This is a genomic window from Alphaproteobacteria bacterium (assembly GCA_017308135.1).
GTDB lineage: Bacteria > Pseudomonadota > Alphaproteobacteria > CACIAM-22H2 > CACIAM-22H2 > Tagaea.
In genome coordinates this window covers 171,302-193,235 of sequence record JAFKFM010000013.1, presented here as the reverse complement: position 1 = coordinate 193,235, position 21,934 = coordinate 171,302, and the positions used below count along the sequence as shown (strand labels likewise).

At 64.7% G+C, this 21,934-nt stretch carries 21 protein-coding genes and 2 pseudogenes; 3 read left to right on the top strand and 20 right to left on the bottom strand.

The annotated features are described in order from the left end of the window. Window positions 1-13 precede the first annotated feature (13 nt). Together J0H39_23480 and J0H39_23475 are read right to left on the bottom strand one after the other, a co-directional pair. Entirely contained in the window at window positions 14-859 is an 846-nt protein-coding gene (locus J0H39_23480) for a hypothetical protein (protein ID MBN9499723.1), read from the bottom strand. A 32-nt stretch (window positions 860-891) separates the two neighbouring features. Continuing rightward, window positions 892-1,217 (bottom strand): annotated as a pseudogene (locus tag J0H39_23475) (antirestriction protein). Between the two features lie 493 nt (window positions 1,218-1,710). On the opposite strand from J0H39_23475, the gene J0H39_23470 reads away from it, so the two are divergent. Genes J0H39_23470 through J0H39_23460 form a run of 3 tightly spaced genes read left to right on the top strand, consistent with a single transcriptional unit; the run spans window position 1,711 to window position 4,798 of the window. Beyond that, window positions 1,711-2,847, top strand: coding sequence for a tyrosine-type recombinase/integrase (locus J0H39_23470; GenBank protein MBN9499722.1), 1,137 nt, complete (start codon window positions 1,711-1,713; stop codon window positions 2,845-2,847). Continuing rightward, a complete protein-coding gene (locus J0H39_23465) occupies window positions 2,844-3,806 on the top strand; it encodes a tyrosine-type recombinase/integrase (GenBank protein ID MBN9499721.1) in 963 nt (320 codons plus the stop codon). Before J0H39_23470 ends, J0H39_23465 begins: the two co-directional genes overlap by 4 nt. Beyond that, a complete protein-coding gene (locus J0H39_23460; protein MBN9499720.1) occupies window positions 3,803-4,798 on the top strand; it encodes a tyrosine-type recombinase/integrase in 996 nt (331 codons plus the stop codon). The genes J0H39_23465 and J0H39_23460 overlap by 4 nt, the downstream gene beginning before the upstream one ends. A 78-nt stretch (window positions 4,799-4,876) precedes the next feature. Here J0H39_23460 and J0H39_23455 read toward each other — a convergent pair. The 18 genes and pseudogenes from J0H39_23455 to J0H39_23370 form a co-directional block, all read right to left on the bottom strand. Further along, window positions 4,877-5,509, bottom strand: a pseudogene (locus J0H39_23455) (DUF1738 domain-containing protein). Window positions 5,510-5,858: 349 nt separating this feature from the next. Beyond that, entirely contained in the window at window positions 5,859-6,446 is a 588-nt protein-coding gene (locus tag J0H39_23450) for a hypothetical protein (protein MBN9499719.1), read from the bottom strand. 393 nt (window positions 6,447-6,839) lie between these two features. Next, complete coding sequence (locus J0H39_23445; protein ID MBN9499718.1) at window positions 6,840-7,166, bottom strand: hypothetical protein; 327 nt, start codon at window positions 7,164-7,166, stop codon at window positions 6,840-6,842. Continuing rightward, window positions 7,163-7,414 carry a hypothetical protein gene (locus J0H39_23440; GenBank protein MBN9499717.1) on the bottom strand — a complete coding sequence of 84 codons (252 nt, stop codon included), beginning with the start codon at window positions 7,412-7,414 and terminating at the stop codon, window positions 7,163-7,165. The genes J0H39_23445 and J0H39_23440 overlap by 4 nt, the downstream gene beginning before the upstream one ends. Further along, window positions 7,411-7,614 carry a hypothetical protein gene (locus J0H39_23435; protein ID MBN9499716.1) on the bottom strand — a complete coding sequence of 68 codons (204 nt, stop codon included), beginning with the start codon at window positions 7,612-7,614 and terminating at the stop codon, window positions 7,411-7,413. The genes J0H39_23440 and J0H39_23435 overlap by 4 nt, the downstream gene beginning before the upstream one ends. A gap of 3 nt (window positions 7,615-7,617) precedes the next feature. Further along, window positions 7,618-8,490 (bottom strand): hypothetical protein, encoded by an 873-nt coding sequence (locus J0H39_23430; GenBank protein MBN9499715.1) that lies wholly within the window; start codon window positions 8,488-8,490, stop codon window positions 7,618-7,620. Continuing rightward, window positions 8,487-8,960 (bottom strand): hypothetical protein, encoded by a 474-nt coding sequence (locus J0H39_23425; protein ID MBN9499714.1) that lies wholly within the window; start codon window positions 8,958-8,960, stop codon window positions 8,487-8,489. The genes J0H39_23430 and J0H39_23425 overlap by 4 nt, the downstream gene beginning before the upstream one ends. Window positions 8,961-9,046: 86 nt before the next feature. Continuing rightward, the gene (locus tag J0H39_23420; GenBank protein MBN9499713.1) at window positions 9,047-10,729 is read right to left on the bottom strand and encodes a ParB N-terminal domain-containing protein; all 1,683 of its coding nucleotides are present in this window, start codon (window positions 10,727-10,729) and stop codon (window positions 9,047-9,049) included. Window positions 10,730-10,979: 250 nt separating this feature from the next. Next, window positions 10,980-16,076: a DEAD/DEAH box helicase family protein gene (locus J0H39_23415; GenBank protein ID MBN9499712.1), complete on the bottom strand. Its 5,097-nt coding sequence runs from the start codon at window positions 16,074-16,076 to the stop codon at window positions 10,980-10,982. A 104-nt stretch (window positions 16,077-16,180) separates the two neighbouring features. Continuing rightward, a complete protein-coding gene (locus tag J0H39_23410) occupies window positions 16,181-16,375 on the bottom strand; it encodes a hypothetical protein (GenBank protein MBN9499711.1) in 195 nt (64 codons plus the stop codon). A 16-nt stretch (window positions 16,376-16,391) separates the two neighbouring features. Further along, window positions 16,392-16,964 (bottom strand): DUF1419 domain-containing protein, encoded by a 573-nt coding sequence (locus tag J0H39_23405; GenBank protein MBN9499710.1) that lies wholly within the window; start codon window positions 16,962-16,964, stop codon window positions 16,392-16,394. Window positions 16,965-17,256: 292 nt separating this feature from the next. Next, complete coding sequence (locus J0H39_23400; GenBank protein MBN9499709.1) at window positions 17,257-17,550, bottom strand: hypothetical protein; 294 nt, start codon at window positions 17,548-17,550, stop codon at window positions 17,257-17,259. Window positions 17,551-17,592: 42 nt separating this feature from the next. Continuing rightward, window positions 17,593-18,255, bottom strand: coding sequence for a hypothetical protein (locus J0H39_23395; protein MBN9499708.1), 663 nt, complete (start codon window positions 18,253-18,255; stop codon window positions 17,593-17,595). A 39-nt stretch (window positions 18,256-18,294) separates the two neighbouring features. Further along, window positions 18,295-20,088, bottom strand: a complete 1,794-nt coding sequence (locus J0H39_23390) for a PcfJ domain-containing protein (GenBank protein MBN9499707.1) — start codon at window positions 20,086-20,088, stop codon at window positions 18,295-18,297. Then, window positions 20,085-20,549, bottom strand: coding sequence for a hypothetical protein (locus J0H39_23385; GenBank protein ID MBN9499706.1), 465 nt, complete (start codon window positions 20,547-20,549; stop codon window positions 20,085-20,087). Before J0H39_23385 ends, J0H39_23390 begins: the two co-directional genes overlap by 4 nt. Before the next feature lie 146 nt (window positions 20,550-20,695). Next, window positions 20,696-21,004, bottom strand: a complete 309-nt coding sequence (locus J0H39_23380) for a DUF4326 domain-containing protein (protein ID MBN9499705.1) — start codon at window positions 21,002-21,004, stop codon at window positions 20,696-20,698. 195 nt (window positions 21,005-21,199) lie between these two features. Then, entirely contained in the window at window positions 21,200-21,490 is a 291-nt protein-coding gene (locus J0H39_23375; GenBank protein MBN9499704.1) for a hypothetical protein, read from the bottom strand. After that, a complete protein-coding gene (locus tag J0H39_23370) occupies window positions 21,487-21,900 on the bottom strand; it encodes a hypothetical protein (protein MBN9499703.1) in 414 nt (137 codons plus the stop codon). Before J0H39_23370 ends, J0H39_23375 begins: the two co-directional genes overlap by 4 nt. Window positions 21,901-21,934 lie beyond the last annotated feature (34 nt).

The window sequence follows — 21,934 nt, the reverse complement described above, 5'->3', positions numbered from 1 at the left end:
CAGAAGCTGGGGTTCAGAGACCGCACATGCCGTCGCATTCGTTTGCGAACAGGTCGAGCTGGCCGCGGTCCGCCTCCGTCGAAAGGTCGGCTTCACCGAGCGGCACGCCCGAGCGATGCAAGTACACTTCGCCACGGATGCCACGCAGCCCGGTGCGGATGGTCCTGTCGACATCGACAGCGTCCGACCAGGCGCCCGGATCTCCGTCACGCATGGCGCGCCACATCGCGTCGCTGTGGAAGGGACATCCGATGCAGGCGCTCTTGGGCGGCAGGGGATAGTCGTGCCGGGAGAGCCACGCCAGGCAATCCTGGCGCGACATTCTCTCTTCGATGAGCGGCCAGCGGTTGAGTCGCCATGTCTCGAAGCTGGGCTTCATTCGGACGGACTCGTCCATGGAGATGCCGATCCATTGCTCGATAACGGGCATGGTGGGCGATCGTTTGCGCGCGAGGCCGGCGAGCTCACGGACTTTTCGCCGGATTGGCGCGATCTTGTATTCGCTTGTGCATTGCCGGCGCATCATGCCGATCGAGGCGCGGCCGCGACGATCAAGCGTGCGTGTGAAGGCGGGGATCGACGCCCAGCGCTGGCCGTGGGCGGCGCTGAGCAGGCTTTCGCGAATATTGCCCGCCGATACGATGTGGACAGGAAAGGGCAGCACGTTCGACGAAGTCAGCCAAGAAAGATGGTCGTAGACGGCGGCCGGCTCCCAGCCGGTGTCAGCGAAGACGGCACAGTCGGGCATCGGACCGATGACACCGTGCGCAGCCATCAACGCGAGCGTGGTGGACTGGACACCGGCTCCGAGGCTCAACACGCAGAGGCTGATCGTGGTTTCCGAAGGCGGAGCGGTCATCCCCTGGCGACGATCGAGATGTGGAATGTTCGTCATGCCGCCGCCCCGATTTCGGCGGCCTTCGGCTGCAAATCGTGAAGGTAGGCGACGGCGCGCTGCGCATGCGCGGCTGCTGCGAAGATGAAGCGCTTCTCATTGGCCAAAACCTCCAACCAGGAGGCGAGGTAGCTCGCGTGATCCGGCCGCGGTTCGAGTTCGGGCACGATTCCGAGATCGGCGCAGAGAAAGCAGCTTCCGAGTTCCGCCACATATCCTCGCGTGCGCGTTCGCTTCGATCCTTGTGGTAGCGGCTAAGGTCGCGGTTGACGCGATGCGCGGGAGCCGTCCAATGGACCTTATGCCGATATCGGCATAAAATCCATTATGCCGCCTTCCGGATTATGCCGCGCCGATGTGCCTTTCCGCGGACAGGTGAGCAGCATCGGCGCCGCATGTCGGCATAATCGGACTGTGCGCTGCCCGACCAATTTGTTTACGACCATCGCAACATTGGCACGCCTCAGGACATCACGTTGCAGGAACTGCGCATCGAAAGCTTCTTTCCGATGGACGAGGAGACGCGTGAAGCGTTCCGTAAGTGGTCCTTAGCAGCAAAACGGACGCGACAGTGACCATCGATTGGCACTGCGAAATCGCTGCTGGGTCATGAGTTTTGCACAGGAATCACGTCGGCTCGCCTCACATGCTCTGCCCAGGTCGTGGGCCCTTACTCCTTCCAATCAACGGAAGGAAGCACCATGCCCTGGAAAGTTAAGAAGCCTACAGCAGCCGACGTCTCGCCAGATTGGCTGCGGCCCTATTGCACGCTATTCCTGCAGAAACTCGCCGATCAGGGCTATGCGCCTGCGACGATGCGAACCTACGCTGGTGCAACAGCTCTGTTCTGTCAGGAGGTCGCCCGCCGAGGTCTCGGCCAAGGCCAGCTTGTCGGCCAGACGCTGTCGAAAGTTCGCGCGGCAGCACTCAAAGGGATATGCCCGAACGAATACAATAAGAAGATATACTGCCTGGAACGCTTCATAGATGCTTTGGTCGAGGCCGGTGTTGCCGAGCGACCTAAGCCTACGAAGAAGGTGCCGACGGCGCTCGAACGCCTGCAAGCGGAGTACGAGGTCTATCTTCGCGAGCAGCGAGGGCTGACCGAGGCGACGATCTACCACTGCGTGCGATTCCTCGATCGCTTCATGACGTTCCGCTTCGGCGAGAAGCTCGGCAACCTCAACGACATCACACCGGCTGACGTCGTGAAGTTCCTGTGCGATATCATGGGTCGGAAGATATCGTACCGGGACAAGACTCCGCCGACGCACTTGCGCAGCCTGTTCCGCTTCCTGTTCTGGAGTGGAAAAACGAAGCGCGATCTGGCGAGCAGCCTTCCGCGCGTGGCGACAGGACGCGCGTCGCACCTGCCGCGATCATTGAAGCCGGAAGAGATTGAGCGGCTAATCGATGCAGTCTGGGCGCCGGACGCCGTCGGTCGGCGCAACTACGCGATGTTGATGATTCTGGCTCGCCTCGGCCTGCGCGCGCCGGAGGTGATCGCGATCCAACTCGACGATATCGACTGGCGGTCCGGCACGATCCTGATCCGGGGCAAGGGCAAGCGGCACGACCGCATGCCGCTGCCCGAGGACGCCGGCAAGGCCATCGTCGATTACATCCGGAATGGTCGCCGTGGATCGTCGCGCACCTTGTTCGTCTCTCACAAGGTGCCGTATCGGCCCTTCGTCAATGCGCAGATCCTGAATACGGTGCTGCGCGCGGCATTCAAGGAGACCGGGCTCCGGCCGCCGCAGAAATACATTGGCTCGCATCTGCTGCGCCACAGCCTAGCGACTGACATGCTGCGCAAGGGTGCCTCGCTCGACGAGATCGGCGACGTGTTGCGGCATCGCTCACGTGCATCGACGGCCATTTACGCCAAGCACGATATTGAGGGGCTGCGCTCGATCGCGCGCGCCTGGCCGGTCGAGGGAGGTCGGGCATGACGACTCTCTCGCAGCAACTCGCGGACTACCTCGCCGTCCGGCGTAGTCTTGGCTTCGACCTGATCTTCGAAGAACGCGTCTTGCGCGTGTTCACCGCCTTCGCCGATCGCGAGGCCGTCGATCACATCACGGTCGATCTATTCCTGCGCTGGAAGGCCGCGTTCGGCACGGCCAGCAACAACACGTGGGCACATCGGCTGGGCATGGTGCGTGCCTTTGCCAGTTGGCTGAAGGGGTATGACGAACGAACCGAGGTGCCGCCGCCCGGACTTATCCCGGCCAAATGGCATCGGCCACGGCCCTACATTTACTCCGACAAAGAGGTTGCGACAGTGGTTGCACGCGCCGCCAGGCTGCGATCGCGCTATGACCTGCGAGGCTGGACCTACTCGACCCTGTTCGGGCTCATCGCCGTCACTGGGTTGCGCATCAATGAAGCCTTGAAGCTCGACGACGACGACGTCGATCTCGACGCCGGCGTGATCACGGTGAAGCGCGGCAAGAACGGCAAGGCCCGCTTCGTGCCGATCGCGCCAAGCACTGTCAACCGTCTTGCGGCCTACCGCGCCGAACGCACTCGACTTCTCGGGATCACAACGGGGGCGTTCTTCTGCAACGACGATGGCCGGCGGCCGACCGACTGCAGCGCACGCTACAACTTCGCGGTCGTCTCCCAGGAAATGGGACTGCGCGAGGCACAGCGCTTCTGCAAGCACGGGCGTGGACCGCGCATCCACGATCTGCGTCACACGTTCGCCGTCCGCACCATCATGGGCTGGTACCGCAAGGGGCTCGACCCGGATCGGGAGATGCTCAGGCTCAGCACCTATCTCGGCCATGTGAAGCCCGATCACACGTACTGGTACATTGAGGCGGTGCCGGAGTTGCTGCAGCTCGCCTCGAAGCGCGCGGAGCGCTCCCTCGCCGAGAATGCTCCGAGGAAAGGCGGTGCACGATGAAGACGCATCCGCTTCCCACCTATCTGCAACGCTTCTTCACCGAGCGCCTCGGAACTCAGTTGAAGGCGAGCCCGAACACGGTCTCGAGCTACCGAGACACGTTCCGGCTGCTGCTCAAATACGCGGCCGATCAGCTTCGACGGCCGCCGACGGGGCTGCAGGTGGTCGACATCGACGCCGACCTGATTGGCCTGTTCCTGGCTGACATCGAGAGCACGCGCGGCAACTGTGCTCGCAGCCGGAATGCCCGTCTGTCGGCAATCCGGTCGTTCTTCAAGTATGTGGCTGTGAACGAGCCGCAGCTCCTGCACCATTGCCAGCGTGTCCTGGCCATGCCCGCGAAGCGCCACGAGAAGCGCGCGATCGACTATCTGACGCGCGCCGAGATCGAGGCCTTGATCCAAGCACCGGATCTATCGACGTGGCACGGCCGTCGTAATCGGGCGTTGCTGGCGCTCGCGCTCCAGACCGGATTACGCGTCTCGGAGCTGATCAGCCTGTCGTGCGGCGATATCGTGCTCGGCACGAGCGCGCACGTCAGGTGCATGGGCAAAGGGCGCAAGGAGCGGGCAACACCGATCCGCAAGGACAGCGCCAAGGTGCTCCGCGACTGGCTCGCCGAGCGCAGCGGCGCGTCGACCGATCCCGTCTTCGTTAGCAATCGCAATCAGCGGCTGAGCCGTGACGCCGTCGAGCAGATCGTGCGCACGCACGTCATCGTAGCGGCCAGGAAATGCCCGTCACTTAAGAAGAAGCGCGTCACGCCGCACGTGCTTCGCCACAGCGCGGCAATGCAGCTCCTGCAGAACGGCGTCGATCGTACCGTCATCGCGCTCTGGCTTGGCCATGAATCGGTCGAGACCACGCAGATGTACATTCACGCCGACATCCAGCTGAAGGAAAAGGCAATGGCGCGAACACAGCCCGTCAAGGCGCCGCCTGGCCGTTACCGCCCCGACGACAAGCTGCTCGCCTTCCTTGAGGCGCTCTGATTATGCCGACATGCGGCGCCGATGCTGCTCACCTGTCCGCGGAAAGGCACATCGGCGCGGCATAATCCGGAAGGCGGCATAATGGACCGTCTCGTGCGCCCGCACGGCAACGTACGACGCCGCATCGCGAAAGCTCTCGATCGGCGGCATTTGGACATGATCGGTCGATGGTGCGTAGAACGCTTGTGCGCCGCCGTGACGCACCACAGCGCCGGTGTTTGTGAAGAACACATCGGCGGCCGCGTTCCGTTCGACAATAACCGGGGCCGCTGCGGGCCGCGCGTAATACTGTTCCGGCAGTCCATCGATCTGATCGACGCAGAAGACGGTGTAAGCCTTGAGAAACGGGATGTCGCGTTCGACGTCATCGCCATTGCCGTCAGTTTCGGTCCGCGTGAAACGACTGGCATAGACGACGGTAGTGCCCATCTCGCCCTTGCGCACGTGACCACCGAGTTCAGCGGCCTGCCTGAACGTCATCCAGATCGGCGACGCAAAGCCCTTCGCAACCGCCTCGGACCAGAGGAGAATGACGTTCACGCCGCTGTAGGGCTGACCGTTGTGTCGCAACGGCCGCGTGATGCGGCCGGCAGTGTTGGCAACAGCCCATGGCCGCGTCCACGGCCGCACGCCACGCTCGAGATCGCCGATGATGCGATCGGTGATGCGGGCGTAAATGTCCGCACGGGGCTTTTCCTGTTTCCGGTTCATGATACTGACCTCCGTTGGAGGCCGCGCCCATCGCGGCCCCGTCACGAGGTCCGCTGCGCAGGACTGGGAGGTCCGCGCACCCGCATCGGCATGGTCGCGATAGGGGATCGTAGTGAAAGGGCCGCAACGCAGTGGAGGACGGCGGAGCCGTTGCGCGGACAAACCGGCCGGAGCAGGACCTCTACGCGGGACGGGGCCGCGATGGGTGCTACCGACCCGAATTTTCGTTTCATTTGATCTTCGCGGTGCATCGCTTCGACGCGCGACACGCAAAAAGGCCGACCCCGTGAGGGGTCGGCCTGTTGGTGGCGGTGGTCGCGATGGGCGGGGCATTGCCCCGCCCAAGCGGCTAGCCGAGGGCGGCCATTTGGAGTTCAGCGGCCTTGCGACCGACGGTTTCGCCGGCGTGTTCGACCTGGCGTTCGAAGGGCTTCCAGGTCTCGCCGACGACGTGCTTGTAGGCGGCGACAGCGCCTTCGGCGGCCATGCTCAAGGCGTGAGCCTGGAGAGCCATGTCGGCCGCGAACTCGCGCTTGCGTTGCGCGGCACTCTCGAAACCAACGGGGCCGTCGAGATCTTCGTCACGGCTTTCGTTGGCGAGCTTGGCAGTCGCATCGCGCGCTTCGGTGACGGCCCGGGAGTAGAATTGGCCGGCGCCATGGGCCGATCCCACGTAGGAGCCGACGATGCGTTGCAGATGAATCTGCATGGCGCGCTCACTCAAGCCGTCCTTCAGGGCATCGGCGGTTTCGACGATGAGCCGTTCGTGCAGGTCGCGGATGCCGTCGCTGTCGAGGATCGCGAGGCCGAAGCTCTCGGAGATGCGGAGCGCCTGGGCGGAGTCGGGGCAGGCCAGGCGGACCATTTCGAGGGTCGTGCCGCGGCGAAGTGGGATGACGCGGGCAGGGGCGCGAGGGGAACGGGCGGTCTTGGTCATGATGAGATCCTTTCTCGGTTTCGCCTTGGGAAGCGATCGGGCCCTTTGGCCGTCGCTCCCTCGGGTGCGGTCGACCAGAACCGGCTTCAGCGGGCCGCTTCAGGGGGCGGTGGCCGCCAAGGCGAGCATGGGCGGGTTGCGGACGAGCGGGCCTTCAGGCCTGCGAAGGACGCGGCTCCCCATGACGAGACGGCGGCCGCCGATCGCTTGCGACTTGCCCTTGAAGCGGACCGCGGCCGGTTCAGACCGCAGCACAAACCGAGGGGGTGACGGCCAAGGGACAAACCTGCTGCCGAGACCGTGAGAGGTCGTGCCAGACCGACGTCCTCTCGGCCGGCGCCATGGATTCCTCGCACGCGGTTCGCACTCCGACTGGTGCGGCCCTCTGTCTCCTCATCGCCACGCTGCGGAAACGAGCTGGCATGAACGAAACTCGGCGATCGCTTTCTCCTGCCGATCGAGCTTGCGCGTGAGAGCGTCGATCTCGCCGCGACGGGCCAAAGTGAGCTTCGCGACATGCTCCTGAAACAGCCGCTCATCGGCGTTTGTCCAGGTCGATGCGCCACGGCCGTGGCGCCGGCGTTTCGCCCGATCGGTGATCGTCAGACGTTCGGCGCGTGCTGCGATCTGACGCTCGATGATGCCGAGATGGCGCTGCGTCTCGGCTTGCGCGACTTCCATGCGCGGCGGCAGCATGCGCTGTTCGGACGGTTCGGTCATCGCACCGTCCCCGTGGGCCATAGCGGGAAGGCCGACTCGTCCGGCATGTAGTCATCCGGAAGAGTGACTGCCGCGATGGACGATGCGATGTCGTCGCCGGCGATCGCCCAGTCGACAAGCGCCGAGTTGCCGCCGGCATGCTTGCGCATATCCGGCGTCAGGATGCCATTGAGCGCATCGGCGATGGCGCTCTCGGGGCGATGATGGGCCTGCACGAGGAGATTCACGGCGACAAGGTAGGCCTTCATGACTGAATCTCCTTTCTGTCGGCGTCTGCCGGATAGGGTTGCGGCGCATGGATGGAGAGATGCACGGCGCGCTTCCAGGCTTCGGACCCAGTAAAATGCCGTCTAAGGCGGGGATGCCAGACGACGAGGATAGGTGTCGGGCCGTCCTCGTCAGCGGCCGTGCGCCAGCCGAAGGCTTTTGCGATGAGGCGCCAGGGCATGGGTCACCTCCATCCGACAAAGTTGGAACGACCGCCGTAGAGTCGGTGGCGCGCCTCATTGATCACGAAGCCAAATCGGCCGACGTGATATTCGTCGGACGGCACGAGATAGCGCCGCTGCTCGGCCGCGCGGCGATCGCCGCCGAGCGTTGCGACGCATTCCGTCATGCCGCGATGGTGATCGGAGCGGATTGCCGAGATCACGATCCAGTCGGAGACGTGATCTCGCTCGAACGCCTGGCGATCCTTCTCGTGAGATTCGCTTGGCAAGAGCGGGCGGCCATGAATCGCCTCCCACGCGTTGGGATACCAGTCGCGGATGGTTTGATCGGCGCAACGCCGTTCGTACTCCGTGAACAATTCTGGAAGCGCTTGCGCGACGGCCGCCCACGCGCAGTCCTCTTCGTACCAGCCGCCACGCGCGCGAAGGGCCGGGTGGACCTTTGCATTATGCCCGGCATCGAGATGAAAGCCGCCGTGCCCGGCGGTCGAGTGGGAGATGACGCCGTCTGCATAGACGGTCGCGCATTGCGAGGCGCCCCAGGGTGTATGCGCGCCGGACCGGGTTTCGCGGCGCCCGAGGGCGGCGCGCTGGCGCTGGTGTTCGGCATTCTCATGGACGCAGGCGCGGAACGCGGCTTCGTCCGCGAGCTCGCCGCCATGACCGTAGAAATCGCTGCGTGACCATTCTTCCATCGGCCGCGACAGCCGCCAGGCCGAGGCAAGATAATACCGGTCGTTTCTGGCCGGCATCATCGCGAAGGCGTTGTCGCGGACCTTGGCGACGAGAAGACCGTCATGGGTTCGGGTGAACAAAACCCCCGCCGCGGCGGGGGTGGGATTGTTGGCCTGACCGGAGGTTCGAAGCGCGGTCATGCTGCCCTCCCTTCGTCAGAGTCTGCCGCCGTATCGTCATCGATGACCTCGTCGAGCACGGCATTGGAATAGCGATGCGAGGCGAGCCAGGCTTGCGCTGCGGGGCGATCGGCTGCAAGGTGGAGAAGCTCGGCGTGCCCACCAGTGCGATCGAGAACCCGCACCATCCCGGGCGTCGGCCGCTCTACGATGGTGAATGCCAATGGCGAACCCACGGAAAAGGTCTTGAAGATCTTGAGCACCACCACGCCGGCGCTGCCGAAGTCGCCCTGATGCAGCGTGAAACTCGCCGGTGTCGTGTGGTTGCCGATTGTGTGGGACTCGGCTTTGCGGACGAGACGTCCGACATTGTTGTTGTTCTCCCAGGCCGCAAGTTTGTTCTTGAATCGCTGCGGCGGCCGCGGCGTGCCGTCCGAATAGCGGATGAGCGCGCCGATCGGCGCTTGGTCATAGATCGATTGCGCGGACATGATGTCCTCCTGTCGGTGATGGAGAAGCAGAACCGCCGCCAGCTGGGGGCTGGCGGCGGAGATCGTTGGAAAAGGCAGGACAGCCGTTATTCGGCGGCCTCGGCAAAGCCAGCGGGCGTGTCGTCGTCCGCCCCCGTGTCCTCGGCCTGGGCGTCGGACTCGTCCGACGGTCCATCGAGTTCATCGTCCGGATCGGTGTCGCCGGAGAAGCGACCGACCCACGCTGTGACGGTCTCAAGCGGCGGGGCGAACAGCGCGCTCGGATGAACGAACTGGCCATCGGCGAAGTGCTTCACGAGCTCGGCCCTCGTGTCCTTGACCCGAGGGCGGGGCAGGACAGAGGTGCCCGCGCAGGCGCCTTCGAGCGCGGAACGCGAGAGGCAGGACAGAAATTCCTCCGTACCCATGTTCGGCAGGAAGGCGTCCGCGCCGATCGCTTCGCCGGCGATGCGCGCGACGACGCCGCTGTCCGAGCGGTTCTCACGGCACGAAAGGACATCGCTCAGGACGGACCGGGCGACCTGCTGCAGAGTCTCCCGGTCGAAGTCGAGCTTGCCCTCTTGCGAGATGAGCCGAACGACGTGCCGCTCGACCCGTGCATGGCCGTAGGGATTGTCCGATGCACCCGAGGCGATGCTGACGTTCTGACCGGCGAAGGCCAGAACGAGCAGGGCAAGAAGAGTGTCCTCCTCGATCGGCGCACGGCCGAGCGCTTCGTGCAGCGCATCGGTGCGGATGTCGCCGATCATCTCGTGCCCCTTGCGCGTCACGTCCGGCCTTGGCTTCGCCACCGCGGCTGCGTCGTCGCCTCCGGCCAGGGCGCCCTTGGTCTTCTTGTCCGGCTTCGGGACCCGATAGGCGACCGTCTCGACCTTGCCGGCACGATCGAGATACATGCCGACGTGGTCGGATTTGCCAGGCTTGCCATAGACGCGCTCAGCCTTCGCCGGCAGTTTTGGCTGGCCCCATTCGTTGACCTCGATGATGGCGCCACGCTTCGGCAGATGACTGGCCATCCATTCGTGCTGGGCGCCGAGAAAGGCGTCGACGTCGGTCGTGTAGCGGCTGTCCTCGTTAGCCGGCGCGAACAGATCCTCCTGCCAGACGATGCCGTAGGCCTTGGCGAGATCATCGTCGAAGCTCGCGTCACGCGCATACATGCGGGTGCGTGTCAGGGCGCGCGCCACTTCGCTCCAGGAAACGGTCGGCTGACCCTTCTTCGGCTTATGCTTCTTCCAGACCTCGCCCTGTTCCTCGTCGGTCGCGGCCGCGATGACGCGGAGCTGCTGCTCGCTCGGCATGTCGCCCCGAGCCATTTGGTCGAGCATCGCCGGCAGGACGTTCGCGAGGAGTCGCAGCTTGCGGACCTGACGCACGGACTGGGCGAGCGCGATGGCGATCGATTCCTCGGTCCAGCCAAGCCCGACCAGCCGCTCGATCGAACGCCACAGGTCGACCGGGTTCATGCCCTCGCGCGCCACGTTCTCGACGAGGGCGCGGAGCGCATCCTTGTCCGTCTCGGGATCGGCGACGAGCACTTCGATCTCGGCGAGATCCGCGGCGATCGCCTGGGAGACGCGACGATGGCCATACTGGATGTAAAAGCCGTTGCCGCCATCCTGCTGCGGCGAGATGATCGGCGGCTGCACGATGCCAACGGCCTTGATCGTCGCCAGCAGGAGTGCGTCGGCCTGCGGCGCCGCAGCCGTACGTCGCGTCGGATCCGGATTGGGCTTAAGCGCGCGCGGATCGACTGTCATTAGTCTCATGGTATTTCTCCATTTCGGGGTTGCGGACCGCGTTTTCCTCACGGTCCCTCTCGTCTTCTTTCCGAAGACCCCTTCCGGCCCGCAGGGCGGGCGGGGCGGCGCAACTGCCGGCGAGCATCCCTGCCCGGCAGGCGGGAGCGGGGTGCTTCAGCGCCCTGCGAGCGCGCCGTGGCCGGGATCGCGAGGCGGTCGGTTGAGCGTCAGCGGCGCTGATCTGGCCGCTCTGCGAGGAGGTTTTCTTTTCGCCCCCTCATGCCGCCAGGCTGTCCACCGGCTTTTTCGGATCGGGATCGCTGACGGCAAGCTCAGCCTCGATCGCGGCGAGCGCGTCATGCTTGAGATCGAGTTCGGCCTCGAAGGCAAAGGCCTCTCCCACGCGGGGGCCGTAGGTGGTGAGGCGCCGGCGCGCGTCTGTCAGGCGATTCCGATAAGCCTCCTGCTCGCCCTCGAAGTTGGAGAGCGCATGTTCAAGGCGGGCGACGGCGCCGAGCGGCGTGACGGTCATGCCGAGTTCGATCTCGAAGCTGGCGCCTGTGCGCGCCAGCATGGTCGTGTAGATGTAGCCCTCACGTCCGACACGACGCCCATCGAACTCGAGATCGAATCCGCCGATCGAGGCGATGACGACCGCCTTCTCGTGCTGGAGCTGCACGAGAGTCAGAATCTCCTGCATGAGAGCGCGACCGGCGAGCTTGCGCTCCGTGAAAGGCGTTCCCTTCACACTCATTGCGAAGGCCTCGCCGGTCGTCGGCTTCAACCGCGCGATATCGTGTCCGATCTCGTCGATGCGCCGCGTGGCGCGGTCGATCTCACGCTCGGCGTCGCGAAGCTGTCGACGGATGGCGTGTTGATCATCGATATGGGCGGCGCGCAGCCTTTCGAGGCGCGCGATCTCGGCTTCAAGTCCCGCCTTCTGCATCAGGCGCGGATCGCCTGATGCGATGGCTTTCGCCATGGCGAACTGGTTCGCTTGACCCTCGCCAAGGTCCTCGAGGCGGCGCACGCTGGTATCGCCCGACAATGCGGCGGCGATGAACCGCGCCTTCCGCTCATTGTTTTGCCACATGGTGGCATCGAGCGACCCGAGCGTCGCATAGGCGAAGATATCGACTTCGTCGTGCTGGTTGCCCTGCCGGACGATCCGGCCCTCGCGCTGTTCGATCTGCGAGGGAAGCCACGGCACATCGAGATGATGCAAGGCCTTCAGCCGAAGCTGCACGTTGACACCGGTACCCATCGTTTCGGACGAGCCCAGGAGAATGCGCACCTTGCCGGCGTTGAAGTCGTTGAACAGGCGCTGCTTGGCCTCCGACTTTTTGTGGTCCTGCATGTAGGCGATCTCGGACGCTGGCACACCGAGCCGCACGAGCTCGTTGCGGATCCAGCGGTAGGCCGAGAAGCCGCGTGAGGCCTCGACCGCGATCGTGCCAAGATCGGAGAAGATGAGCTGGCCGGCGCCGGGCCTCTCGAAGGCCTGGCCGTCCTTGCGGCGATAGGTGTGGTCACCTGTCTCCGTCCAGACGCGGAAGGCGTTGGCGATGAGGGCGTTGAGCTTATTGCCCTCCTCATTATCCTGCACCGAATCGACCAGGCGCAGGTCGATCGCCGCGTGTCGACCGTCGGTGATGACGGAGAGCAGGATGTCGTCGCCGGGCTCAGGCGCGCGGTCGCGCTCCTCGATCGCGGTGATGCGCTGGGCGAGCAGGGCCTGATAGGCCTTGAAGGCCGGCGTCGACTCTGCCGTGATGATCTGGCGCGTGCCGCCAGAGATGACAGGCACCTTCACATAGTCGCGCAGGTCCTTCGGCAGCACCACGTCCGCAAACGAGCGGAACATGGCGATCAACTCCGGAACGTTGACGAATTGCGAGAACCGCGTGACCGGCCGGTATTTGCCCGAGGGCTGAAGCTCAAGCTCGGTCGAGGTGTCGCCGAAGGTGGAGGCCCACGCGTCGAACTCGTGCAGGCCACGCTGGCGGAGCGCCGCATGGTCCATCAGCCGCTGCACCGTGAACATCTCGCCGAGAGTGTTCGTGATGGGCGTGCCGGAAGCGAGCACCAAGGCGCGGCCGGGATTCTTTACGTCGATGAAGCGGGACTTCACATAGAGGTCCCAGGCGCGCTGCGAGCCGTTCGGATCGACGCCGCGCAAGGACGTCATGTTGGTGGCGAAGGAGAGCTTGCGGAACTCCTGGGCCTCGTCGACGATGATCTGATCGACGCCGATTTCGGAGATGGTGAGGAGGTCGTCCTTGCGCGAGGCCAGCGCCTCCAGCCGCTCCTTGTGCCCTTCCTTCATGCGCTCGACGCGCTTGCGCGAAAGCCGGTCCTGCGAGTCGATGCGGGTCAGCAACTCCTCATAGGCCTCCAGTTCGTTCTGCAGCATCGCCTGCTCGAACGCTGACGGGACCGGAATGAACTTGAAGGCCGAATGGGTGATGATGATCGCATCCCAATTCGCCGTCGCCGCGCGCGACAGGAAACGATGCCGCTTCTCCTTCATGAAATTCGTCTCGTCGGCGACGAGGATGCGCGCGTTCGGATAGAGGGCCAGGAACTCGCGCGCGGCCTGCGCGAGGCAATGGCCGGGCACGACCAGCATCGCCTTGTTGATCAGGCCGAGCCGTCGCTGCTCCATGATCGCAGCCGCGATCGAGAGCGTCTTGCCGGCGCCAACGGCGTGGGCGACATAGGTGCTACCCGAAGCGATGATGCGCCAGATGGCCCGCTTCTGGTGGCTATAAAGAGAAAAGGCGCCAGAGGCGCCCGGCAGCTTGAGGTGCGATCCGTCGAAATGACGGGGCACGATGTTGTTGAAGGTGTCGTTGTAAAGCCGCGCGAGGCGATCGGTGCGATCGGGATCGGACCAGATCCAGGTCTGGAAAGCGGTCTTGATCTTGGCGAGCTTGTCCTTGGCGGCCTCGGTCTCGACCGTGTTGAGGATGCGCCGCTCGCTGTCGCCGTCTTTGACGATGTCGAAGATCTGCGGGATCGACGAGTTCAGAGCGTCCGAAAGGAGTTCGCCGGCATGACGGCGATGGGTGCCCCATTCGGTGGTGCCGGCCGCCGTCCACGACAATTGCCGGGCATTGACCGTCCAGCAGGCGAGTTCGGCCGTGTGGTGGATAGTGATGTCGGCGTCCATCGTCTCCTTGACGAAGCCGATGATATCGGCGACCGGAATCCAGGGCGCGCCGAGGCGGGCGGTGATGTCGGAGGGCCGCAGATCCGGCGGTTGGACCTGCTCAAGCGCCGCGACGTTTCGGGCGAACGCCGGATCGAGATCGGCGGCCGTGCGGGCTGCCGTGAGCTTGGAGCGCACCGCACCCGAAAGATAAGCGTCCGCCGTCTGCCATGCGCCGCTTTCCGGATCGTGGAAAACCGCATCGCCGAGCTCGGCGAGCACGGTCTCGACATCACGATGCAGAAGCTCCGCGACGTGCTCCGGGTCGGCGGCGCCGCGTTCGTTGAGGACGACGGCGAGCGCGTCGATCGCAGAGGCGATGACCGGCGCCGGCGGCGGCGCGATCACGCGCTCGGTGAAGATCGGCCCAGGCTTGGCGGTGTTCGTTTCGAGGTCATATTCCTCGATCGAGGCGACCAGCCAGCAATCGGGATCGTCCGTGAAGGGCGCAAGGTTCGGTCGGCGGTGCGTCTCGCGCGCTTCGCCGGTTTCCTCGTCCTCAACCGACGACACCACGGTGGTGTTGATCGGCCCGAAGTCGCGGACGAAACTCGACCAGGCGATGCGAAGCCGGACCTGCGGCTGTTTCCACGGCTGATCGGTCTCCTGGCATTTGAGGATTTCGCGTACCGCATCGCGGATCGGGATCAGCTTGCGGATAATACGCGCATGCTTCTCGAAGATGCCGTCGGCCGCACGGCCTCTCCTGGTCGTGATGGTAACAGGCGCACCATCGATGATCTGCATCAGGGCGCCGTTCGTTCCGATGAAATAGCTGCCCTCGCGAACCGAGAATTCGCGCTGCTCGTCCCCGCCGCGAGCTGCCGGCTCGGCGTCATCGGGACCGACTGCTGCCGGGTTGCCGTCGTAGATGGACTCCGGGAGATGGAGGATTGCGGCGGTGAGAGCCTGCTCCAGATCGGCGCCTGCGCGCGGCTGGCAGGTGTAGGTTTCGTCGGGCCCATAGACGCCGCGCCGCAGAGCATGCTCGCCGAGCACCATTTCTGGATGCTCGGCGAAACAGCGGTTGATCCGGATTGCCCCTTCGTCCTCGGTCGCAGATCGGACTTCGGCGAGGTCGAGCCAGCCGTCGCCGTCCGCGGATTCGCCGTCGCGGCGCTTACGGAAGAACAGAATATCGACGACGACGTCGGTGCCGGCTTCGGCCCGGAAGCTGCCTTCCGGCAGCCGGATCGCGCCGACGAGATCAGCCATCGCCGCGACGTGCTCGCGTGCGGTCGCATCGGTCTTGTCCAACGTACCGGAGGAGGTGACGAAAGCTGCGAGCCCGCCAGGCTTCAGGGATCGGAGCGCTTTTGCGATGAAATAATCATGCAGCCGCAAGCCAAGACCGCGATAGGCGCGGTCGCTGCGAACAGTGCGATCGGAGAAGGGCGGATTGCCGATCGCGAGATCGAAATGCGGCGTCAGCTCGATCCGTGCGAAATCGGCGTTGAGGATGGTTGCGCGCGGCTGCAGGAGCTTCACGATCCGCGCGGTCACCGGATCGAGCTCGATGCCGGTGACGTGACAGAGGTCGCGGAGCGCCGGGGGCATCAACGCCGGAAACAGACCGCTGCCGATGCCGGGTTCGAGCACGCGGCCACCGCGAAAACCGAGCTGCTCGACACCGGCCCACACCGCCCGGACGATATAGTCCGGCGTGAAATGGGCATATTGCGTGCAGCGGGCGAGCGACGCATAAGATGCGGCATCGACGAGACCTTCGAGCTCTTCGCCGATCTGCTCCCAGCCTTTGCGGAACGTGTCGTCGCCGGGACGCCGAAAAATCCCGTTGGCAAGCTCTGAAGCGCCGAAGCCTGTGAAGCGCATCAGACGCGTCTGCTCTTCGGCCGTCGCCGGGCGTCCCTCGGCTTCGATCTCGGCCGCAAGCCGGATGGCGGCGAGATTGTCCCTGGCGCGGTCGCGCCAGGTCTTGGCCAGCCCGCGCGAGGCGGCGAGAGAGAAATTCTGGCCGCGGGTCGGAGCCGACTTCGCGGAGGAGGGGGCGACCGCAACAGGAAGGGACGTGAGCGACGCGCGAGGGCAATCGTGATCGTCGGCGTCGATCGTGGAGGGGAAGGCTGTCACGCCCAGGCCAAGGCCGGACGAGAGGGACGTATCTCCGAAGAGATCGAGTGTGAAAGGGTCGTTGTGCGCCATGGGGCGGGCTCCGAGAGTTGAGCGTGCGTCATCGCCCCCGCCGAAAGCGTTCGGCGGGTTACGAGACGCGCGATGATGGAAGGGGGAGAGACGCTGAGCGGGGCTCAGAGCCGGAAGATGAGGACGAGATCCTGGTGCCGTTGATGGCAGCCGAGCATGTCGCGGTAGAAGCGCTTGCGGGCTTCTCTCATCGCCGGATCGCGGCGATGCTTTCTGGCGATGCGGGTGTTCGCAGCCCGCACGACGTCACGCCATGACGCGAAGACGTGGACGCGAAGTCGGTCATAGGCGCCCTGCATGGGACTGCTCCCCCGATCAGGCCGCGAGTGGCGGAAGGTGGCGGAGTTGCACGGGCAGCTTGGCGGCGATCTCGTCGTCGGAGAGATCGTCGAGCGGCTTCAGCACCGTGCGTTTGCCCTGCAGAGCGGCGGGCCAGCCGGGGCCGGCATAGCCACGATAATCATCGTGGGTGCTCGACCAAATGTGTTCGAGGCGCTCTTCCCGCGTCATGGCGCGGATCGGTCGGGACTCGCGCTCGACGATCGCCTGCTTCATGCGTTCCGGCGCGCCGCGATCGGAAAGATTGCAATAGCCGTGGAAGAAGCGCTTGTGGCCGTCAATGCAGAGCGAGAAGAAAACGCTCGTGACATTGCCGGTCAAGAATTCGCGCATCGCGAACATGTCGGCGCGCATCCACAGCGGCGGCAGGATCTCGAGCATGTAGCCATGCTCGCGCTCGGCGATCTCGAACCACTCGCCGGCGAAGAGATGCTGGGCATCGCTTTTGGTCATCGCCGGATCGCCACGATGGCGGTTAAACATGCGATACATCTCGGGACGCGTGGCGACGCCCTCGAAGACTTTGCGTATGGTGGGTGAGGTGTGCATCGGCGGCTCCTTTCAGCCTGGCCGGGCTGAAGCGCGAGCGATCCGCCTGATCTCCTCATCACTTCAGTCCTTCGTCACACCTCTCTGGCGGCCGCCTCTCCGGTCCGGCGGGTCAAGGGCCGCGGCACGCGGGCGAAGCTTCACCCTTGACGCGCCGGCCGGGCATGCGGCAGCGGGTTTTCATTCCTTTCATTTTCTTCTTTTTTGCTCTTTCTCGGTTTTTGGTCTCCGATCCACGCGAGCGAATCCGCCGCACTTCGTGGCATCCTTTGAAACGGTGAACCGAACCGCATCACCAATCGTGGCTCGGCAAGTCTTCGATAAGATCGCCATCACAATCGAAGAGGATGTAGTCGAAGCCGTGCTTGCGTCCCCATGTCATGACGCCGAACAGGTCGTCAGGGATCGGGTCTGGTCCCGCATGGCTGTTCTCGTCATGGGCATAGACAAACCATCCGTATTCGCCGTAGGGCCCGCCGAGACACGGCCATTGATTGGCCGGCGTCCTGTCGAGGCAGCGCGCCGTCTGCTCGGTGACGTGGGCGGTCGAGACGACAACGAAATTCCGAACATCGGGATTGCTCATGATTTTTCTCCTTTGGTTCTTGCGGGTTCTTGATGATGGATTTCAGTCGAGGCCGAGCTTCCGTGGCGAGGTCGCCTGGAGCATCCAGCGGGCGCCCCTGATCCGGCGCAGCGCGTCGACGGCCGCGGGAACGCGACCCAGCACGGTCTGGACGTGGCGTTCCGCCACCACGCGCGTCGGCACGCGCCGTTCGCTGCCGATGTCGAGGGCGGGTCCGAAGCGGGTTTCCGCCTCGAAGATCCCGAAGCTATGATGGCGAAACAGCAGGTGCTCCGCGCCGTCGCACCAGTTCTGCGTCGCCAGGAACCAGTCGTGCAGAGCGCGATAAGGCCCGGGTTCGCCGCCAAAACGCCGCGCGCTGGCCGCCGCAAGCTCGGTGGAGTCGGGGACTTCTTCCGGAAGCCAATCCGGCGCATCAAGGTCGATCAGCCAATCGCGCGCCTGCGGGATCAGGCCGCAATCCTCGTCGAGATGCTGAAGCCCGACCTGACGAAGGTCGACTTTGGCGCCGTCGTTGTTCTGGATCGCGGGCCCGAAGGCGGCGAGGGCTTCCTTGATCCCCTCGAGATGATGCCGTAGCGCGCGGTGCGTAAAGCGGCACTGGATCGATTTCGTCGCATCGAACCAGGCATGGCAGGGGTAGTAATCCTGCCATTGTCCGCCAAAGCGACGTGCGGACGAGCGTGCGTGATCGTAGGGATGCATGATTGCCTCCTTGAGGTGATGAACGAGGAAGGGAGAAGGTCAGCGCGGGGACGCTGGGGACTTTCCGCCGAGGGCTGCGAAAGCCCGGTCAATGGTGTCGACGAGGCCGCTTTCGGCGCACCAGAGGTCGAAACTCGCCGGCGCCGGACGCGGCAGCAGCGGCCGGTAAAGTGGATAAGCCTCGCGCGCGTGATCCAATGGCAGCGCGTCGCTGCGCCAGGCATAATCCCCGCGTTTGTGCATGCGCCGGCGATAGCGCGCGAGCGTCGCCGCATTCATGGCGTGCGCCTGCGAACGCAGATCGCGCAGGAAGTCGCGCAATGCATCATGGAGGTCGTCGGCGGGTCGGGTATTCCGGATCGCCTTGAATTGGCCGACCTTCAACGCCGGCGCCTCAATTGAGCCTTCGAGCGCAATCTCGACGGTGGCGGCGCGGTGGCCGTCGCGGCGCAACGACAGGATTTGTGTGTCGCCACGCCGGCAGACATCGTAATAGCCGCCGACGCAATGTTGCATCGCGTTGCCTTCGATCACCAGATCGCTGGCGGAGGTCAGAGCCACAACCTCATAGCGGCCGTCGTGCGATCGCCAGGCCGCGCAGAGCGCCGGCCAGCCGGGCCGTTCCGCCGTATGCTCGTGGCGCAGCGCCGAGAGCGACGCGGCGCGGCGATGCCACAGCGCGGCCGCCTCCTGAAACGCCTTCGGCTTGCGGGTCCCGATGATGGCCCGATGCAGACCGAGCAGAAACGTTCGATAATCGGCGCAACCGTGTCGCGCTTGTGGAAAATCGAGCTCGCTTGCGAAATGCGCGATGGTGGTGTTGCGCAAGTCGCCGGGCGGCCGGCGAGCGGCGACAAGCGGACGAATGAGATCGTCCTTCAGCGCGAGGACGGCGTCCTGAACGCCCGCTTCCTTCTCTTCGAGATAGTCCGGCCGGATGAGATGCGTGCGCGGCGATCGCAGCCAGGGTGAGTTTTGCCATGCAGACGGTGTTTCCGGCTGGGCGGCGCCAGGCCATTCGTGGCGCGGGACCGAATAGGTCTTGAGCCGCCGCGCCGCGACCACGAAATCGTCCCATTGCTCGATCGATGCACGGACGTCGCGCGAGCCGCGAAAAGCGCGCAGCTCGGCCTCGGTTAACCCGAGATGTCCCGCAAGCGCCGGCGTCAGGGGTTCGGCGCGATCGACGACCTCCGTGATGGCGGGCTCTCGCAACGCCGAGACGAGGCTTCCGAACAGGCCCAGGGCCTGTGCGCGTCGGACCAGGATGTCCGGCCGGGATGCATCGCCGGAGAGATATGGCGCGAGCAGCCACTCGGCCTGCAGCGTGAGGCCTCGCGACAGGAACGCGGCCTGCGGGGCATCGCGCGTCAGGACGGCGCGGAGATGCTGCGTGCACAGTTCCTCGACGCGCTTGTGAACGCGCGTCAGCGCGGCGCCGACACACTCGGCCATGGCGGTGAGCTCGGCTTCGCGCGCGCCATCGCCGAGAAGATCGACCATGAGAAACGCATAGCCCCAATCGTCGAGCCGGGCTGAAATGTCGAGACGCGTCTCGCCACGCGCACAGCGCGCGACGTCGCTCACGATACAGGTGATATGATCCAGCAGCTCCGCCGCGGGACCGTGGCCCGGAGGCGCGGGATGGACGCGAAGATCGGCTTCGAGGTGATTGTCATGCACGTCGGCATCGAGCCGGGCATGTGACAGAGCCATCAGCGCGAGTAGCGCTGCGATACGACTGTCGGACTTGCGCAGCGCCACGGTTGCGCAGCGGCCGACGAGCGTTTCGAACGCGGAGGTTTCGAGGTCGGACCAGATGGGGGCGTTCATGACACCGCCTCCGCATCCTCGGCGCCGTCGTCATCGGAATCGAAATCCTCGTCCTCGAATTCCTCGTCATCGTCTTCGCCGCCGTAGTCGCCCTCCTCGCGGAAGGTCATGTCGCATTCGAAGCGGAGGTCGTCATCCTCCTCGAAGGGACGAATGATGACGGTGCCGTAGCCGCCCTCGTTGTTCACCCAATCGCCTTCGGGGAGATCGGCAACGAGATCGTCAAGGAGCCATGAGAGCGTGCGGGCCCGGCCAGTGCCATCGATGCCAGTCGGAATATCGGGGAGCCCGTCGAGCAACCGGCCGTCGACATGCTGGATTCTCTCGAGCGTCGAATCGCCCGAGTCGCCGCCGCCATCTAACGAATATTCCAACTCCTGGATGCCGATCGCGCGCAACAGCGCGATCGCGATCTCTCCTCTGTCCATCGCCTTGCCCTTTCCTGAAGATGTCGAAAACATCTCCGGGCGGCCGCCTCTCCGACCGTCGGGTCAAGGGCCGCGGCACGCGGGCGCAGCGCACCCTTGACGCGTCGGCCGGACATGCGGCAGCGATTTCATGCTTCTTCAGTCCTCCCCATTTCATGAAAGGACCGTCCCCCCGACGTTCACGCAGCGGCTCTCACGCCGCGCCACCACGTGATCCGCTCGTCGCGCGACGCATTTGCGAGACGACGCAGGAGATCGCCGTGGCACGCGCGCGGCGCGCAGAAGCAGACGAGGTCGCGACCACGCAGCTCGTCGAGCGCGCGCAAGAGATCATGCTGGTGGGCGAGCCAGCGCGTGTGTTTTGCGATGACGGCCGCCCGGTCGCCATCAGGGCCAATCCGGAACGGATTGCCCCATTTCGAGCCGCGGCCGATATAGACGGCGCCCGCCGGCACGCCTGCGTGATGCTTGTTGAGAACCCTGCACATTGTCCTTCGCTCCTGACCGCGTTGCGATGGATGCGCGGCCGGGCGCAGAGAGGTCACGGCTGTCACGCATCGTCTGCGATGCGGGAACGGCATGCCCGTTGACAGGCGAGATGCTGCGCCCAGCGTTTTCCGAGCTCACGGGTCTAGGTTGCGATGGCCCGGCAGGGTTGGGCCACGGCGCGCGGTTCGTCGAGACTATTGTTGGCCGATGTGAGCTTCGTCGGCAGCCGGGTGGATGCGATCGTCGTCGAACGCGACGTCCTCGATCACGCTTTGCCTGCCATCCGGCGTCGCGCGGTCGATGAAGGCGATGACGCCTTCTCGCCGCTCATCGAGATCGATGTGCTCAGGATGTGCCATTGAGGCCATCGCCGTTTTCGCGGCGGCCTTCGCCTTCTCGATCGCCTCGGCGTCGGACTCAGCCTCGATGCTGACGCTATCGTAGGCCCGCAGCCAGAAGCCGATCTTCACGATATATCCGGTCATGGCGCGTCTCCGACGATGTCGGGATCGCGTGCGCCTGCGAGGATCGCCTCGGCCTTGGCGATCGCGGGCTGGGCGCGCTCGCGCCAGAAGTTGGGATCGGGCGATTCCTGGTCCGGCTTCGCCAGAACCTTGACGAGACCGAGCAGCACCTCGAAATGCCGCGCGATCCGCACCGGCGTCTCGGTGTAATGCGAGGGGATCGGCTGAGCCGCGCCGGAATAGGCGGCGTCTGCGCCGGACCAGATTCCCGTCACATAGGTTTCGCCAGCGGATTCGTAGTCGCGCTTCTCGCGGTCCCAATCCTCATCCTCGATGGCAAGACGGCAGGCCTGCGCCAGCGTCTCCGCCTCGTAGGTCTTGTGCCGGAAAACCGGCAGGCGATAAGTGGTTTCAATGGTCCAGAGAGCCATCGGTTGGTCCTTCCCTTCAGGTATTGCGAACACC

Coding starts and splice junctions, on each gene's coding strand:
- J0H39_23480 (MBN9499723.1), bottom strand. CDS start 859: ATGACCGCTCCGCCTTCGGAAACCACGATCAGCCTCTGCGTGTTGAGC.
- J0H39_23470 (MBN9499722.1), top strand. CDS start 1,711: ATGCGAACCTACGCTGGTGCAACAGCTCTGTTCTGTCAGGAGGTCGCC.
- J0H39_23465 (MBN9499721.1), top strand. CDS start 2,844: ATGACGACTCTCTCGCAGCAACTCGCGGACTACCTCGCCGTCCGGCGT.
- J0H39_23460 (MBN9499720.1), top strand. CDS start 3,803: ATGAAGACGCATCCGCTTCCCACCTATCTGCAACGCTTCTTCACCGAG.
- J0H39_23450 (MBN9499719.1), bottom strand. CDS start 6,446: ATGACCAAGACCGCCCGTTCCCCTCGCGCCCCTGCCCGCGTCATCCCA.
- J0H39_23445 (MBN9499718.1), bottom strand. CDS start 7,166: ATGACCGAACCGTCCGAACAGCGCATGCTGCCGCCGCGCATGGAAGTC.
- J0H39_23440 (MBN9499717.1), bottom strand. CDS start 7,414: ATGAAGGCCTACCTTGTCGCCGTGAATCTCCTCGTGCAGGCCCATCAT.
- J0H39_23435 (MBN9499716.1), bottom strand. CDS start 7,614: ATGCCCTGGCGCCTCATCGCAAAAGCCTTCGGCTGGCGCACGGCCGCT.
- J0H39_23430 (MBN9499715.1), bottom strand. CDS start 8,490: ATGACCGCGCTTCGAACCTCCGGTCAGGCCAACAATCCCACCCCCGCC.
- J0H39_23425 (MBN9499714.1), bottom strand. CDS start 8,960: ATGTCCGCGCAATCGATCTATGACCAAGCGCCGATCGGCGCGCTCATC.
- J0H39_23420 (MBN9499713.1), bottom strand. CDS start 10,729: ATGAGACTAATGACAGTCGATCCGCGCGCGCTTAAGCCCAATCCGGAT.
- J0H39_23415 (MBN9499712.1), bottom strand. CDS start 16,076: ATGGCGCACAACGACCCTTTCACACTCGATCTCTTCGGAGATACGTCC.
- J0H39_23410 (MBN9499711.1), bottom strand. CDS start 16,375: ATGCAGGGCGCCTATGACCGACTTCGCGTCCACGTCTTCGCGTCATGG.
- J0H39_23405 (MBN9499710.1), bottom strand. CDS start 16,964: ATGCACACCTCACCCACCATACGCAAAGTCTTCGAGGGCGTCGCCACG.
- J0H39_23400 (MBN9499709.1), bottom strand. CDS start 17,550: ATGAGCAATCCCGATGTTCGGAATTTCGTTGTCGTCTCGACCGCCCAC.
- J0H39_23395 (MBN9499708.1), bottom strand. CDS start 18,255: ATGCATCCCTACGATCACGCACGCTCGTCCGCACGTCGCTTTGGCGGA.
- J0H39_23390 (MBN9499707.1), bottom strand. CDS start 20,088: ATGAACGCCCCCATCTGGTCCGACCTCGAAACCTCCGCGTTCGAAACG.
- J0H39_23385 (MBN9499706.1), bottom strand. CDS start 20,549: ATGTTTTCGACATCTTCAGGAAAGGGCAAGGCGATGGACAGAGGAGAG.
- J0H39_23380 (MBN9499705.1), bottom strand. CDS start 21,004: ATGTGCAGGGTTCTCAACAAGCATCACGCAGGCGTGCCGGCGGGCGCC.
- J0H39_23375 (MBN9499704.1), bottom strand. CDS start 21,490: ATGACCGGATATATCGTGAAGATCGGCTTCTGGCTGCGGGCCTACGAT.
- J0H39_23370 (MBN9499703.1), bottom strand. CDS start 21,900: ATGGCTCTCTGGACCATTGAAACCACTTATCGCCTGCCGGTTTTCCGG.